17 protein-coding genes and 1 pseudogene are annotated in these 15,246 nt (G+C 71.3%); 17 read left to right on the top strand and 1 reads right to left on the bottom strand.

Annotated elements, in window-relative coordinates:
• A partial coding sequence (gene ald, locus TA90_RS07490) for an alanine dehydrogenase (RefSeq protein WP_074015343.1) occupies positions 1-1,116 on the bottom strand: 1,116 nt, incomplete at its 3' end.
• Between the two features lie 354 nt (positions 1,117-1,470).
• Here ald and rpmE point away from each other — a divergent pair.
• The 17 genes and pseudogenes from rpmE to TA90_RS07575 all read left to right on the top strand — a co-directional run.
• Positions 1,471-1,692: a 50S ribosomal protein L31 gene (rpmE, locus tag TA90_RS07495; protein ID WP_043535493.1), complete on the top strand. Its 222-nt coding sequence runs from the start codon at positions 1,471-1,473 to the stop codon at positions 1,690-1,692.
• Between the two features lie 123 nt (positions 1,693-1,815).
• A complete protein-coding gene (gene prfA, locus TA90_RS07500; RefSeq protein ID WP_043535512.1) occupies positions 1,816-2,910 on the top strand; it encodes a peptide chain release factor 1 in 1,095 nt (364 codons plus the stop codon).
• Positions 2,907-3,794, top strand: a complete 888-nt coding sequence (prmC, locus tag TA90_RS07505) for a peptide chain release factor N(5)-glutamine methyltransferase (protein WP_043535494.1) — start codon at positions 2,907-2,909, stop codon at positions 3,792-3,794. Before prfA ends, prmC begins: the two co-directional genes overlap by 4 nt.
• Positions 3,795-3,804: 10 nt before the next feature.
• Complete coding sequence (locus TA90_RS07510; RefSeq protein ID WP_147513425.1) at positions 3,805-4,458, top strand: L-threonylcarbamoyladenylate synthase; 654 nt, start codon at positions 3,805-3,807, stop codon at positions 4,456-4,458.
• Positions 4,459-4,643: 185 nt separating this feature from the next.
• On the top strand, positions 4,644-5,792 hold the full coding sequence (locus TA90_RS07515) for an MraY family glycosyltransferase (protein WP_052450639.1): 1,149 nt from the start codon (positions 4,644-4,646) through the stop codon (positions 5,790-5,792).
• Positions 5,782-6,279 (top strand): hypothetical protein, encoded by a 498-nt coding sequence (locus TA90_RS07520; RefSeq protein ID WP_052450640.1) that lies wholly within the window; start codon positions 5,782-5,784, stop codon positions 6,277-6,279. Before TA90_RS07515 ends, TA90_RS07520 begins: the two co-directional genes overlap by 11 nt.
• Positions 6,280-6,524: 245 nt before the next feature.
• Entirely contained in the window at positions 6,525-7,292 is a 768-nt protein-coding gene (gene atpB, locus TA90_RS07525; protein WP_082031559.1) for a F0F1 ATP synthase subunit A, read from the top strand.
• A 51-nt stretch (positions 7,293-7,343) separates the two neighbouring features.
• Positions 7,344-7,547, top strand: a complete 204-nt coding sequence (gene atpE, locus TA90_RS07530; RefSeq protein WP_043535497.1) for an ATP synthase F0 subunit C — start codon at positions 7,344-7,346, stop codon at positions 7,545-7,547.
• Complete coding sequence (locus tag TA90_RS07535) at positions 7,547-8,116, top strand: F0F1 ATP synthase subunit B (RefSeq protein ID WP_043535499.1); 570 nt, start codon at positions 7,547-7,549, stop codon at positions 8,114-8,116. The genes atpE and TA90_RS07535 overlap by 1 nt, the downstream gene beginning before the upstream one ends.
• On the top strand, positions 8,116-8,934 hold the full coding sequence (locus tag TA90_RS07540; protein ID WP_043535501.1) for a F0F1 ATP synthase subunit delta: 819 nt from the start codon (positions 8,116-8,118) through the stop codon (positions 8,932-8,934). Before TA90_RS07535 ends, TA90_RS07540 begins: the two co-directional genes overlap by 1 nt.
• A gap of 42 nt (positions 8,935-8,976) precedes the next feature.
• Positions 8,977-10,627: pseudogene (gene atpA, locus TA90_RS07545) on the top strand (F0F1 ATP synthase subunit alpha).
• A gap of 3 nt (positions 10,628-10,630) precedes the next feature.
• Positions 10,631-11,560, top strand: a complete 930-nt coding sequence (locus TA90_RS07550; RefSeq protein WP_043535503.1) for a F0F1 ATP synthase subunit gamma — start codon at positions 10,631-10,633, stop codon at positions 11,558-11,560.
• Between the two features lie 26 nt (positions 11,561-11,586).
• Positions 11,587-13,035: a F0F1 ATP synthase subunit beta gene (atpD, locus tag TA90_RS07555; protein ID WP_043535505.1), complete on the top strand. Its 1,449-nt coding sequence runs from the start codon at positions 11,587-11,589 to the stop codon at positions 13,033-13,035.
• On the top strand, positions 13,035-13,301 hold the full coding sequence (locus tag TA90_RS07560) for a F0F1 ATP synthase subunit epsilon (RefSeq protein ID WP_043535507.1): 267 nt from the start codon (positions 13,035-13,037) through the stop codon (positions 13,299-13,301). Before atpD ends, TA90_RS07560 begins: the two co-directional genes overlap by 1 nt.
• A gap of 81 nt (positions 13,302-13,382) precedes the next feature.
• On the top strand, positions 13,383-13,790 hold the full coding sequence (locus tag TA90_RS07565; RefSeq protein ID WP_043535519.1) for a DUF2550 family protein: 408 nt from the start codon (positions 13,383-13,385) through the stop codon (positions 13,788-13,790).
• Positions 13,791-13,835: 45 nt separating this feature from the next.
• Positions 13,836-14,534, top strand: a complete 699-nt coding sequence (gene nucS, locus TA90_RS07570; protein ID WP_043535508.1) for an endonuclease NucS — start codon at positions 13,836-13,838, stop codon at positions 14,532-14,534.
• 41 nt (positions 14,535-14,575) lie between these two features.
• Positions 14,576-15,246: amidohydrolase family protein (locus TA90_RS07575; protein WP_187120109.1), on the top strand; the 671-nt coding region annotated here is incomplete at its 3' end.

Consider the following 15,246-nt stretch of genomic DNA (forward strand, 5'->3'; position numbering starts at 1 on the left):
GGCGTCCAGCAGCTCGCCCAGCGGCGTGGGCGCGAGGTCGAAGGCGCGCGCGACGGCCGCGTTGACCAGGTGCCCGTCCCAGGTGTTGACGCCCTGGGCGAGGGCGTGCGAGGTGGCCACCGCCGCCGGGACGCCCCGGTCGGCGAGGTGCAGCACGTGGCGCATGGTCGCCGAGGTCAGCGCCGCGGTCGCCGTGCGGGGCACCGCCCCGGGCATGTTCGCCACGCAGTAGTACGTGGCGTCGTGCACCGGGAAGGTGGGGGCGTCGTGCGTGGTGGGCCGGGACCCCTCGAAGCACCCGCCCTGGTCGATGGCGATGTCGACGAGGACCGAGCCGGGTCGCATGGTGGCGACCATGTCGTCGGTGACGAGCTTGGGTGCGCGGGCGCCGGGGACGAGCACCGACCCGATGACCACGTCGGCATCCGCCACGGCGCGGGCGATGGTCGGCCTGGAGGACACGAGGGTCGTGACCGCCCCCGGGTGGCGGGCCTCGACGGCGCGCAGTCTGGCGTCGTCGATGTCCAGGACGGTGACATCGGCGCGGGCGCCGACCGCCATGGCGACCGCACTCTCCCCGGCCGTCCCGGCGCCGATGACGACGACCCGGCCACGTGGGGTCCCGGGCACACCCGACAGGAGCAGTCCGGCCCCGCCCTCGTCCTTCATGAGATGGTAGGCCGCGACGGTCAGTGACAGCCTCCCCGCGATCTCCGACATGGGGACGAGGAGGGGGAGGGACCCGTCCGCCTCCCGCACGGTCTCGTAGGCGATCGTGCGGGTGCCGGCGGCGAGGAGGGCGTCGGTGAGGGGTCGGTCGGCCGCCAGGTGCAGGTAGGTGAAGAGGGTGAGGTCGGGACGGAGGTGGACGTACTCGGAGGCGATGGGCTCCTTGACCTTGAGGACGAGGTCGGCCGTGGCCCAGGTCTCCGCCGCGGTGGGCACCAGGGTGGCGCCGACGGCGGCGAAGTCCTCGTCGGGGATGCCCGAGCCGATGCCCGCACCCTCCTGGACGAGGACGCGGTGGCCGTGGGCGGTGAGCTCGTGGACCATCTCGGGGGTGGTGGCCACGCGGAATTCGTTGTTCTTGATCTCGGTGGGGACGGCGATGCGCATGCTGGGGACCTCGCGTGTCGTGGTCTGTCCAGTCGACTTGACTGGGTGGACACCGACAATTTGTCGGAGCTTTGCCCACCGGGGGAGTCCGGGTCAGTGGGTGGACGGCGTGTCGGGGTCCCGCGGTACCCCCACGCGGCACTCGCGACCCGTCGGGGGGATCCGTCCTCACGGTACAGGGACCGAGGTCCCACGTGGGTCGTGTCGGCCAGTTCACTGCGCCGGGGGCGTACCCGCATGGACCCGGGGGCCGGCGGGGTGGCACAATGCCACTCGGTCCCGGTTCACCCCCGAGCTCCGGCGTGGGCACCTGCCCCGGGGGACCCGGCATCCTCGAATCCTTAAGGAGACACCATGAAGAAGGGGATCCACCCCGAGTACGTCGACACCCTCGTCACGTGCACCTGCGGCAACCAGTTCCACACCCGTTCGACCATCAAGTCGGGCGTCATGCGCGTCGACGTCTGCTCGGCGTGCCACCCGTTCTACACGGGCAAGCAGAAGCTCATGGACACCGGCGGTCGCGTCGCCAGGTTCGAGGCGCGCTACGGCAAGCGCGTCAAGGCTTCCAAGTAGCCCCATCGCCCGGCGCCGGTGACCCCCGTGGTCACCGGCGCCGACGTGTACGTCGGGCGCACCCGTGGGCGGCCGCCCGCGCCGCACCACCCCCGCCCGCACCACCCCACCGAGGAGGACCCCATGGCGTCCGAGGACGAGTTCGCCGTCGTCGCACCGCTGCTCGAGGAGTACGCGCAGGTCGAGGCGGCGCTCGCGGAACCCGACGTCCACGCCGACCGTGCCCGGGCGCGCCGCCTGGGTCGACGCTTCGCCGAACTCGGCCGGGTGGTCGGCGCACACCGTCGCCTCCTCGCCGCGGAGGGCGACCTCGGAGCGGCTCGTGAGCTCGCCGAGGAGGACCCCGCCTTCGCCGAGGAGCTTCCCGCCCTGGAGTCCGAGGCCCGCGCCGCGCACGACGCCCTCGTCCAGATCCTCGTCCCCCGCGACCCCGATGACGCCTCCGACGTCATCCTCGAGGTCAAGGCGGGGGAGGGGGGCGAGGAGTCCGCCCTCTTCGCCGCCGATCTCGCGCGGATGTACCACCGCTACGCGGAGTCCATGGGGTGGTCGGCCACCGAGCTGTCCTCCACCCCCACCGAGCTCGGCGGTCTCAAGGACGTCACCCTGGCCATCCGCTCGCGGGGCAACCCGGCCCCCGAGGAGGGGGTGTGGGCGCACCTCAAGTACGAGGGCGGCGTCCACCGGGTCCAGCGGATCCCCGTCACTGAGTCACAGGGACGCATCCACACCTCCGCGGTCGGGGTCTTCGTCATGCCCGAGGTCGAGGAGGACGAGGACGTCCACATCGACCCCGCGGACCTGCGCATCGACGTCTACCGTTCCTCCGGCCCCGGCGGGCAGTCCGTCAACACCACGGACTCCGCCGTGCGCATCACCCACCTGCCCACCGGCATCGTCGTGTCGATGCAGAACGAGAAGTCCCAGCTGCAGAACAAGGACGCGGCCATGCGTGTCCTCGCCTCGCGCCTCGCGGCGGAGGCCCGGGCCCGGCGCGAGGCCGAGGCCTCGGCGCAGAGGCTGTCCCAGGTCCGCACCGTCGACCGCTCCGAGCGCATCCGCACCTACAACTTCCCCGAGAACCGCGTGGCCGACCACCGCACCGGCTTCAAGGCGCACAACCTCGACCAGGTCCTCGACGGGGCGCTCGGTCCCGTCATCGCCTCCACCGTGGAGGCGGACGAGGCCGCCCGCCTCGCCCGGGCCTCCCGGCGATGAGCAGCGGCGCACCCGGGACCGGCTGGTCCAGCTCCTACGACCAGCGCGAGCTGCTCTCCTGGGCCCGGACGCGGCTGGCGGGCCTGGAGGGGGCGGACCCCTCCCGTGAGGCCCGCCTGCTCCTCGAATGGGCACTGGGGGTGGACTCCCTGTGGTCGGCGCCCCCGACGGTGGGGGCGCGGGCCGCCGAGCGCTTCCGCAGCGCCGTCGCCAGGCGACGCCACCACACCCCCCTCCAGCACATCCTCGGGCGCATGTGGTTCCGGGACCTGACCCTGGCCGCGCGCCCGGGTGTCTTCGTGGTGCGACCCGAGACGGAGGTGGTGGCCGGGGAGGCCATCGCCGCGGCCCGCTCGGTCACCGGCCACGCCCCGCTCGTCGTCGACCTGTGCACGGGCTCCGGGGCGATCGCCCTGGCGGTGGCCACCGAGGTGCCCGGGTCCCGGGTCGTCGCCGTCGAGATCGACCCCGCCGCACTCTCCCTGGCCGCCGAGAACGTGGCGGCCCTCGCCCCCGGCGCGGTGGAGCTCGTCGAGGGCGATGCCACCGCCGCCGCGGCGCACCTGGACGGCACCGTCGACGTCGTCGTCTCCAACCCCCCCTACGTCCCCTCCTCCCAGGTCCCCACCCAGGAGGAGGCGCTCGCGGACCCGGAGACCGCCCTGTACGGCGGCGGCGAGGACGGACTGGTCGTGCCCCGTGGCATCGTCCACCGGGCCGCGGCACTGCTGCGTCCGGGCGGACGGGTCGTCGTCGAGCACGCCGAGTCCCAGTCCGCGGCGATGCGGGCCCTGGCCTCCGCCGCGGGACTGGTGGACGTCGTCACCCTCCCGGACCTGTCCGGTCGGGACCGCATGCTCAGGGCAGGCACCCGAGGCGTGTGAGAATGGGGTGGTGAGCGCTACGCATGTCATCGACTGCACCCGGGGGATCGACGCCCGGGACCTCGCCGGGGTCGTCGCCGACGTCCGTGCCGGAAGGCTGGTGGTCCTGCCGACGGACACGGTGTACGGGATCGGCGCCGATGCCGACGATCCCGCCGCCGTCGCCTCCGTGCTGGCCGCCAAGGGGCGCGGTCGCCAGATGCCCCCGCCCGTGCTCGTGGCCGACCCCTCCGCCGTGGACCGCCTCTGTGTGGACGTGCCGGCGACGGCGCGGAGGCTGGCCGACGCGCACTGGCCCGGCGGCCTGACACTGATCCTCACCGCACGTCCCGACCTCGGGTGGGACCTCGGGGAGACGGGGGGGACCCTCGCCCTGCGCATGCCCGACCACCCCGTGGCCCTGGAGGTGCTCCGGGCGACGGGGCCGCTGGCCGTCACCTCCGCGAACCTGACCGGCCGTCCACCGGCCACCGACCTGCCCGCGGCACGCGAGGCCTTCGGCGATCTCGTCGCCGACTACCTCGACGGCGGGCCGACGCCCGGGTCCACGCCCTCCACCATCATCGACCTGGCCCACGGGACCCCCCGGGCCCTGCGTCTGGGGACCGTCCCGCTGGACGTCCTCTCCTCCGATGCCGGGGAGGAGATCTCGCCCCCCCACTGAGGCGCCGGGACCCCCGGACGCCCACCCGACACGGAGGGCGCCCGACGCCCGGGACGTGGCGGCCCTGCCGCACCCGGTCCGGCACCGCGTCCCGCACGGGTGCCTCCTCCCGGCCCACGGCCCTGATCCCGCCGCCCCGATCCCACCCCACCGACTCCGAGCCCACCCGGGAGCGCACCACACCCATGAAGGTCTACCTGCTGCTGATGCTGGTGGCGATGGGCGCCACAGCGATGCTGACGCCCCTCGTCCGCTGGGTGTCGCTCCGGTGGGGCATCGTGCCCGAACTGCGCTCGCGGGACATCCAGTCCGCACCCGTGCCCCGCCTGGGTGGCATCGCGATGACGGGAGGGCTGCTCGTGGCCCTGCTCCTGGGCAGCCGCATCCCCTACATGGCACCCGTCTTCGCGACCTCGGTGCCCTGGGCGGTCATGGGGGGCGCCGCCGCCATGTGCGTCCTCGGTGTCGTCGACGACCTCCTGGAGCTCGACTGGTACACGAAGCTCGCCGGGCAGATGCTGATCGTCGGCCTCATGGCCGCCAACGGGGTGCAGCTGGTCAGCTTCCCGATCTTCGGGCTCACCATCGGCTCCTCGAGGCTCTCCCTCTTCGTCACCGTGATCGTCGTGGTCGCCATCATCAACGCGGTGAACTTCATCGACGGGCTCGACGGGTTGGCCGCAGGGGTGGTCGGCATCGGGGCCGGGGCCTTCTTCGCCTACTCATACCTCCTGGCCCGGTTGATGGGGGCCGCCTCCTACGCGACGACCGCCTCCGTGGTCGTCATCACCCTGGGGGGAGTGTGCGCGGGCTTCCTGTGGTTCAACTTCCACCCCGCCTCCATCATGATGGGCGGCGGCGCGGAGACCCTCGGCCTCGTGCTCGCCGCCGCCGGGATCATCGTCACCGGCCAGATCGACCCTGCCGTGCTGGGCCACCAGCAGGTGCTGGCCGGACTCCTGCCGATCCTGCTGCCCCTCGCGGTGATCGTCGTGCCACTGGGCGACCTCCTGGTGACCAGCGTGCGCCGCATGCTCCAGCACCGGAGCCCCTTCCACGCGGACCGGAGCCACTTCCACGACCGGCTCCTCGCCCGGGGCCACACGCACCGCGGGGTCGTGGTGATCCTCTACCTGTGGACCGCGGTCGTGGCCCTCTCGGCAGTCGCCCTGCTGGTCTTCCCGCTGGGACGCGTGCTCTCCTTCGCGCTCCCGGCAGCCGGGGTCGCCCTCGTCCTGACGGCCAGCGAGTTCCCCGGACGGGGACGGGCCGCCCATGCGTCGCCCCCGCGCGACACCGGAGGAACCGGAGGAACCGGAGCACATGATGGGTGAACCGCACCCCCACCCCGCCCGACCCGACGGGGAGGAGCAGGACGTGGTCCTGCACGAGTCCGTTCACGGGGCCGTCCGACGACTGAGGAGGACCCTGTTCGTCGCCACCTCGGTCCTGGTGGCCCTGGAGGTGGTCGCGGCCCTCCTGGTGCCCGGGGTGGGTCCGGGCGACGCCCTCGTGGCCGTGCTGGCGACAGTGGCACTGTCCGCCGCCACGGGGCTGGTGGTCTCGCGGGCCACGGCGGGTCCGGAGACGCTCGTCGCCTGGGTGGCCGGCGGCTACCTGCTCAAGGTGGCGGTCGTGGCCGGGGTGCTCCTCGGGGCGCGTGCCGCGGGTCTGGACCTCCGCTTCGTCGGGACCGGCGCCGTGGGTGCCGTCCTCGTCACACTCGGCTGCGAGGTCTGGGCGTTCCTCACGGCCCGTGTCCCCACGGTCGTCCCCACGGACCGGGGGAACGGTGCGCCCGGGGGTGACCCGACCGACTGACCCCTCCGTGGGGCGGTGTCCTTCGCGGGCCCGGTGGGCTGTTAGCATGGTGGCGCCCCACGGGGCACCGAACGTGGGACGACGCCAGGACAACGACGCCAGACAGACGACATCGGGAGGACACCCTGTCCACACTCACCAAGGCGGAGGAGACGACGGGCGTCCGCACACACTCGAAGCCCAGGTGGTACTGGATCACCGTCGGCGTCCTGGTCGCGATCGCCATTGCCACCTTCTGGCCGGCCATGACCGAGCACCCCCACCAGCCGGGCATCACGGACTTCTTCCCCGATGCCATCTTCGGCTCGGGCACCTTCTTCTCGTTCAACCGGGTCACGCTCGCGCGCGTCATCGTCGCCGTCGTGCTGTGCGCGGTCCTGGGAGCGGTGGCGTCGCGGGCGAAGCTGGTGCCCACGCGCGGTCAGCAGCTGGTCGAGATGCTCGCCGAGTTCGTGCGCCGCTCGATCGGCGTCGAGATGCTGGGGGAGGCGGGTGGACGCCGTTTCGCCCCGCTCCTGGGCGTGATCTTCATCGGCGTCCTCGGCATGAACCTGACCGGCGTGGTTCCCGGGATCAACATCGCCGCGTCCTCGGTGATGGCCGTGCCGATCGTCTTCGCCGTGCTGTCCTACGTGACCTTCCTGGCCGCGGGCATCCGCGCGCAGGGTCTGGGTGGCTTCCTCAAGTCGCAGTTGTTCCCCCCGGGCATGCCCTGGCCGATCTACTTCCTCATCACGCCCATCGAGTTCTTCTCCAGCTTCGTGGTCCGTCCCGCCACCCTGGCGATCCGACTCCTGTGCAACATGATCTCCGGCCACCTCCTGCTCGCCCTGACCTTCTTCGGGACCTCGGCGATGCTCGCCAGCGCGGGGGCGATGAAGGGCATGGCCGTCGTCATGGTCGGCACCTCCCTGGTCGTCACCCTGTTCGAGATCTTCATCGCGGTCCTGCAGGCCTACATCTTCGCCGTGCTCACGGCGGTCTACATCAAACTGTCCGTCGAGGCCCACTAGGTCCGCACGGTCCACCGGCGCCCCCGGGCGTCCCGAGAGAAGGAAACACACATGACCGGTTCCATCGTCACCATCGGCTACGGCCTCGCGACCCTCGGCCCGGGCATCGGCATCGGTCTCCTGGTCGGCAAGACGCAGGAGGCCACGGCCCGCCAGCCCGAGGTCGCCTCCCGCCTGTTCACCAACATGATGATCGGCGCGGCCCTGGTCGAGGCCCTCGGCCTGATCGGCTTCGTCCTGGCCCTCATCGCGTGATGCTGTTCCTCCCGACCGAAGCCGCCGAGGGGGATTTCGACGGCATGTCGGTGATCCTGCCCCCGTTCGGCGAGATCTTCTGGGGCGCACTCGTCCTGCTGGCGATCCTCCTGGTCGTCGGCAAGTACGCGCTGCCGAAGATCTACTCCGTGCTCGACGAGCGCCAGGCGAAGATCGAGGAGGGTCTCGGCGCCGCCGAGAGGGCCAGGGAGGACCGCTCCCTCGCCGCACGCGAGCGTGACGAACTGCTCCGCGACGCCAACGCCGAGGCCCAGAAGACCCGTGAGAGGGCGGTGGAGGACGCCAAGCGCATCCTCGCCGACGCCCGTGAGGAGGCCCGGGTGGAGTCCCAGCGCATCCTCGAGAGCGGACAGCGCCAGATCAGCGCCGAACGCCAGGCCGCGGAGATCTCCCTGCGCACCGACGTCGGACTGCTCGCCACGGAGCTCGCCGAGAAGATCGTCGGTGAGCAGCTCAAGGACACCGCGCTCTCGGCGAGGGTCGTCGACCGGTTCCTCGACGAGCTCGAGGAGTCCACGGCCCAGACCGCAGGTGGGACCGAGCACTGATGGGGACCGCGAGCGAGACCGTCACAGCACGTGCCATCGCCGTGCTGCGCGACGCGCTGGGCACGGGATCCGTGGAGGCCATGAGGGTCGCGGAGGACCTCTTCGGTCTCTCCGACCTGGCGCGCACCGACGTCCGCCTGCGCGAGGCGCTGACGGACCCGGCGCGCACGGCCGGGGACCGCACGGCACTGGCCCGTGACCTCCTGGGTCCGCACGTGGCGCCCGCGACGCTCGACGTCCTCGAATCCCTGGTGTCGGGCCACTGGTCCGACCCCATGGACCTGCACGACTCCCTGGAGGTCCTCGGGATCCTCGCGGCCCTCGACGACGCGATCGACCACGACGCCATCGGCACCGTCGAGGACGAACTCTTCCAGGTGCGCCAGTTCCTCGCCGAGCACCGCGAACTGCGCAACGACCTCTCCGACCTCGGTCGGGGGACCCGGCACGACCGGGCGGAGCTCGCGCAGCGGATCTTCGCCCCGCACGTGTCGGTGTGGACCATGCGTCTGCTCCGCAGGGCCGTGGGGCGCACCTCCCACGGACGCCTCCTGTCGACGATCAGACGGCTGGAGGTGCACGCCGCGCGGCTGCGCGGTCGCCACCTCGTGACCGTCGTCTCGGCCGCCCCGATGTCGACGGCGCAGGTGGCACGCCTGCGCAGGATCGTCTCCTCCCGACTCGGCAGCGACGTCACCGTGAACGTGGCGGTCGACCCCGCCCTCATCGGCGGCTTCCGCCTCCTGACCGGGGACACGGCCGTCGACTCCTCGATCTCCACCCAGGTGGGCGAACTCCGGCGGGCCCTGGCCCGTTGAGCACCGCCCACCCCCGACCACAGAAGACAGAAGGAATGCCCAATGGCTGAACTCACGATCAGTCCCGAGGAGATCCGCGCCGCGCTGGATGCCTTCGTGGACTCCTACGCCCCCTCGGAGGTGGCTGCCGAGGAGGTCGGCCACGTCACCGAGACCGCGGACGGCATCGCCCGGGTGGAGGGCCTGCCCGGCGCCATGGCCAGCGAGCTCCTGCGCTTCGCCGACGGGACGCTCGGACTCGCCATGAACCTCGAGGCACGTGAGATCGGCGCGGTCGTGCTGGGGGACTTCAGCGGCATCGAGGAGGGGCAGGTCGTCCACCGCACCGGCGAGGTCCTCTCGGTCCCGGTCGGCGACGGGTACCTGGGTCGCACCGTGGACCCCCTCGGTCGTCCCATCGACGGGCTCGGGGAGATCACGGATCTCGTGGGGCGTCGTGCCCTGGAGCTCCAGGCCCCCGGCGTCATGATGCGCAAGTCGGTGAGCGAGCCGCTCCAGACGGGTCTCAAGGCGATCGACTCGATGATCCCGATCGGTCGCGGCCAGCGCCAGCTGATCATCGGTGACCGCCAGACGGGCAAGACGGCCATCGCGATCGACACGATCCTCAACCAGCGCGAGAACTGGAAGTCGGGGGATCCCACCAAGCAGGTGCGCTGCATCTACGTGGCCATCGGGCAGAAGGGCTCGACCATCGCCGCGGTGCGCTCCACCCTGGAGGACGCCGGGGCCATGGAGTACACGACGATCATCGCCTCCCCGGCCTCGGACCCCGCGGGCTTCAAGTACATGGCCCCCTACACGGGCTCGGCCATCGGCCAGCACTGGATGTACCAGGGGCAGCACGTCCTCATCGTCTTCGACGACCTGTCCAAGCAGGCGGAGGCGTACCGCGCCGTGTCCCTCCTCCTGAGGCGTCCACCGGGGCGCGAGGCCTACCCCGGCGACGTGTTCTACCTGCACTCCCGGCTCCTCGAGCGCTGTGCGAAGCTCTCCGACGAGCTGGGTGGCGGGTCGATGACCGGGCTGCCGATCATCGAGACCAAGGCGAACGACGTGTCCGCCTACATCCCGACCAACGTCATCTCGATCACCGACGGCCAGATCTTCCTCCAGTCGGACCTGTTCAACTCCGACCAGCGTCCGGCCGTCGACGTGGGCATCTCGGTGTCCCGCGTGGGTGGTGACGCCCAGGTCAAGGCGATGAAGAAGGTCGCCGGGACGCTCAAGCTGACGCTCGCGCAGTACCGGTCGATGGCCGCCTTCGCGATGTTCGCCTCCGACCTCGACGCCGCCACCCGCCAGCAGCTGACACGTGGCGAGCGCCTGATGGAGTTGCTCAAGCAGCCCCAGAACTCCCCCCTACCGGGTGGAGGACCAGGTCGCCTCGATCTGGATGGGCACCAACGGCTTCCTCGACGACATCGAGATCACCGACGTGCTCGACTTCGAGCACCAGCTCCTCGACTACCTCCACGCCCACTCCCAGGTGCTGGGGACGATCGCCTCCACCGGTCTGCTCGCGGAGGACACCGAGGCCGAGCTGCGACGCGTCGTCACCGAGTTCCACGAGCAGTGGCTCAGCGCCCGCTCGGGGGGCCCCGCGGAGGAGACGGACGGGGAGGCTGCGGAGACGGAGCACTCCCGCGAGGAGATCGTCCGCGGACGTTCCACCCCCGGGAAGAGGGCCTGACCCGTGGCCGGCAAGCAGAGGATCTACAAGCAGCGCATCGCCTCGACGCAGACGCTGGGCAAGGTCTTCCGCGCGATGGAGATGATCGCCGCCTCGCGCATCGGCGCGGCCCGCCGTGCGGCCACGGAGATGGGTCCCTACGAGAAGGCCCTCACGCAGGCGGTGGCCGCCGTGGCGGTCCACGCCGGCCTCGAACACCCCCTCACCAGCGTCCGGCACGACACGGCACGTGCTGCGGTGCTCGTCATCGCCTCCGACCGCGGGATGGCGGGCGCCTACTCCGCCACCGTGCTGCGCGAGACCGAGAAGCTCCTGGAGTGGCTGCGCGAGGACGGCAAGGTCCCGGTGCTCTACACGGCGGGTCGTCGGGCTCAGCAGTACTTCCACTTCCGCGGTGTCGAGATCGAGCACGCCTGGGAGGGCGAGTCCGACGCGCCGAGCGCGGCGATGGCCCACGCCATCGCCACCGAGCTCCTCGAGCGCTTCCTCGACCCGAACCTCTTCACGGGCGTCTGCCAGGTCCACCTGGTCTACACGCGCTTCCGGACGATGATGAGCCAGGTCGTGGACGTCCGCCAGATGCTGCCGCTCACCGTGGTCGACGCCCCGGAGTCGGACGAGGCACGCGAGGACGAGAAGGGCGGGGAGGACCGCCCCGAGCTGGCGTTCCCCCAGTACGAGTTCATCCCCTCCGCGGAAGGGGTGCTCGACGCGCTGCTGCCGCTGTACGTGGAGAGCCGCATCCGCAACGTCCTCCTCCAGTCGGCGGCCTCCGAGCTCGCCTCCCGGCAGAGGGCCATGCACACGGCGACCGACAACGCCGATGACCTCATCAAGAAGTACACGCGTCTGGCGAATTCGGCCCGCCAGGCGGAGATCACGCAGGAGATCAGCGAGATCGTGGGCGGGGCCGACGCACTGGTCAACGGCTGAGCCCGAGACAGACGGAGAATGGAACAATGAGCAACACAGCACCTGCTGGCGAGGGCCGCGTCGCACGCGTGGTCGGGCCCGTCGTCGACGTCGAGTTCCCGCCGGACCGCATCCCGCCGCTGTACAACGCCCTGCACGTCGAGGTGGACCTGGCGGACCAGGGCGAGGGCGAGCAGAGCTTCCTCCTGACGCTCGAGGTGGCCCAGCACCTGGGTGACAACCTCGTGCGGACCATCGCGCTGAAGCCCACCGACGGCCTGGTTCGCGGCGCCCGGGTGACCGACACCGGAGGTCCCATCTCGGTGCCGGTCGGTGACGTCACCAAGGGTCACGTCTTCAACGTGACCGGGGACGTCCTCAACCTCAAGCCGGGGGAGAAGCTCGACGTCAAGGTGCGCTGGCCGATCCACCGCCAGCCGCCGGCCTTCGACCAGCTCGAGTCCCGGACCAAGATGTTCGAGACGGGCATCAAGGTCATCGACCTGCTCACCCCCTACGTGCAGGGCGGCAAGATCGGCCTGTTCGGCGGCGCCGGGGTCGGCAAGACCGTGCTGATCCAGGAGATGATCCAGAGGGTCGCCCAGGACCACGGTGGCGTCTCGGTGTTCGCCGGAGTCGGGGAGCGCACCCGCGAGGGCAACGACCTCATCCACGAGATGGAGGAGGCCGGGGTCTTCGACAAGACGGCACTCGTCTTCGGGCAGATGGACGAACCGCCGGGGACGCGTCTGCGCATCGCGCTGACCGGGCTGACCATGGCGGAGTACTTCCGTGACGTCCAGCACCAGGACGTGCTGCTCTTCATCGACAACATCTTCCGCTTCACCCAGGCGGGCTCCGAGGTCTCCACCCTGCTGGGGCGCATGCCCTCCGCGGTGGGCTACCAGCCCAACCTGGCCGACGAGATGGGTGCCCTCCAGGAGCGCATCACCTCCGCGGGCGGGCACTCGATCACCTCGCTGCAGGCGATCTACGTGCCGGCCGACGACTACACGGACCCGGCGCCCGCGACGACCTTCGCCCACCTCGACGCCACCACGGAGCTGTCCCGCGAGATCGCCTCCCGTGGTCTCTACCCCGCCGTCGACCCGCTGTCCTCCACGAGCCGGATCCTCGACCCGGCGCTCGTGGGACGTGAGCACTACGACGTGGCGACGCAGGTGAAGGCCATCCTCCAGAAGAACAAGGAGCTCCAGGACATCATCGCCATCCTCGGTGTGGACGAGCTCTCCGAGGAGGACAAGGTCACCGTCGCCCGTGCGCGCAGGATCCAGCAGTTCCTCTCGCAGAACACCTACATGGCCACGAAGTTCACCGGTGTCGAGGGGTCGACGGTCCCGCTCTCGGAGACCATCGAGGCGTTCCGCAGGATCGCGGAGGGCGACTACGACCAGGTCCCCGAGCAGGCCTTCTTCAACATCGGCGGCATCGAGGACCTCGAGCGCCGGTGGCACGAGATGCAGAAGGACGCCTGATGTCCGAGGGGGTGCTCCAGGTCGAGGTCGTCTCGCGCGAGGGCCGTCTGTGGCACGGGCGCGGCACCGCCGTGCGTGTGCCGGCTGCTGACGGCGCGTTGGGCATCCTCCCACGACGTCAGCCGCTCCTGGCGAGCCTGGCGCCCGGGGAGGTCGTCGTGGACACCGAGGACGGCGAGCGGCGGACCTTCCAGGTCGACTCCGGGTTCGTCTCGGTGGATTCCGACTTCGTCACGGTGGTGGCGGATCACGGTAGTGTGGCCTGATCAGGGACGCGGGTGCTGCGTCCCGGGAGCGTGTCGGACGGGGCGACCCGGCCCGACCAGCCACCGGGGGAGGTGATCGGCATGGGGACGTTCCTCGACGTGGTGCTCTGGGTGGTCGCCGTCGCCCTGCTCGTGTCGGTGTCGGTGTGGCTGTACTTCAACGTGCGCGCGCGGCGGCTGGACACCCACCTGGGTTCATTCCGCTGCTGGACACGCCCGGACAGCCAGTCGGGGTGGACCTCGGGGATCGCCCACTACGGGGTCGACGAGCTCTCGTGGTACCGCCTCGTGGGCTTCTCCAACCGACCCGTCTTCACCCTGCCGCGTCGCGGGCTGGAGGTCTCGGCGCCGTTCACCCGTGCCGTGGACGGCTCGATCCTCGAGGTCAGGGTCGGCGCCGGGGACGAGAGGTGGGAGTTCGCCATCGCGCCGTCGACCTACAACGGCCTGGTCTCGTGGGTCGAGTCGGGACCACCGCGCAACCGCTGACGCCCCGGGGGCGCCCCGGACGTCGGTCCTGTTAGGCTCACGGCCGTGCGTGTCCTCATCGCCTCCTGCTCCGTCGACTACTCCGGACGTCTCACCGCCCACCTCCCCCTCGCGAAGAGGGTGCCCATGGTCAAGGCCGACGGGTCGGTGCTCATCCACTCCGACGGGGGTTCCTACAAGCCGCTCAACTGGATGGGTGCGCCCTGCTCCCTCCACGTCGGTGAACCGGGTGCGGAGGAACAGGCCGACGGCGTCACCGAGGTGTGGACGGTCCACGCCGCCAAGGGCGAGGACCAGCTGGTGATCCGGGTGCACGAGGTCGTCGCCGACATCGTCGAGGACCTCGGGGTGGACCCGGGCCTGGTCAAGGACGGGGTGGAGGCCCACCTCCAGGCCCTCCTGTCGGACCAGGTCCCGGAGGTGCTGGGGGAGGGCTGGTCCCCGGTGCGGCGTGAGTACCCCACCCCCATCGGCCCGGTCGACCTGCTCGTCCACGACCCCCGGGGGCGTCCGGTGGCCATCGAGGTCAAGCGCCGGGGAGGTGTGGACGGGGTGGAACAGCTCACGCGCTACCTCTCGCTCCTCTCGCGTGACCCCCTGCTCGCCGAGGTCAGAGGTGTCTTCGCGGCGCAGGAGATCACCCGTCAGGCGCGCACGCTCGCCGAGGACCGCGGCATCGAGTGCGTCCTGCTGGACTACGACGCGATGAGGGGACTGGACGACCGGGAGTCCCGACTCTTCTGAGGCGGGTGCGCCCACGGTCCCCGGCGTGCACAATTGGGGACGTGAACGAGCGAAGTGTGGTCCTGCACGGTCGGGTCGTCCTCGACGACGAGGTCCTCGAGGACGGGGTGGTGGTCCTGGAGGGCCCCCGCATCGGGGCCGTCGGTCCCGCCGCGGAGGTGGCCGAGGGGGGCCCGGAGCTCTCCGCGGCCGTGCGCTCGACCCCGCACTCCGGGCTGACGTACCTCCCCGGCCTCGTGGACGTGCACTGCCACGGTGGAGGGGGCGCGTCGTTCCCGGACGCCCCGACCCGTGAGGAGGCCCTCCGGGCCGTCCTCGAGCACCGCCGGCACGGGACGACCTCGCTCGTCGCCTCCTGCGTGACGGCGGCACCCGAGGTCCTCCTCCACCAGGCGGAGCTGCTGGCGGGGCTCGCGGACGAGGGGGAGCTCGCCGGCATCCACTTCGAGGGTCCCTTCGTCTCACGCGAGCGCTGCGGCGCCCAGGACCCCGCCTACATCATCGAGCCCGACCCGAGGCTCACCCTCGAGCTGCTGCAGGCCTCGCGGGGCCACGCCGTGACGATGACGCTCGCCCCCGAGAAGCCCGGGGCGTACGGACCCGGGTCCGTCGCCGAGGTGCTCATCAGGAACGGGGCGCTGCCCTCCTGGGGGCACACGGACTCCGGTCCCGTCGAGGCCCGGGCCGCCCTGGAGTACTCCCGCGAGGAGAT

Source organism: Actinomyces polynesiensis (genome assembly GCF_000820725.1).
In the GTDB taxonomy this organism is placed as follows: domain Bacteria; phylum Actinomycetota; class Actinomycetes; order Actinomycetales; family Actinomycetaceae; genus Pauljensenia; species Pauljensenia polynesiensis.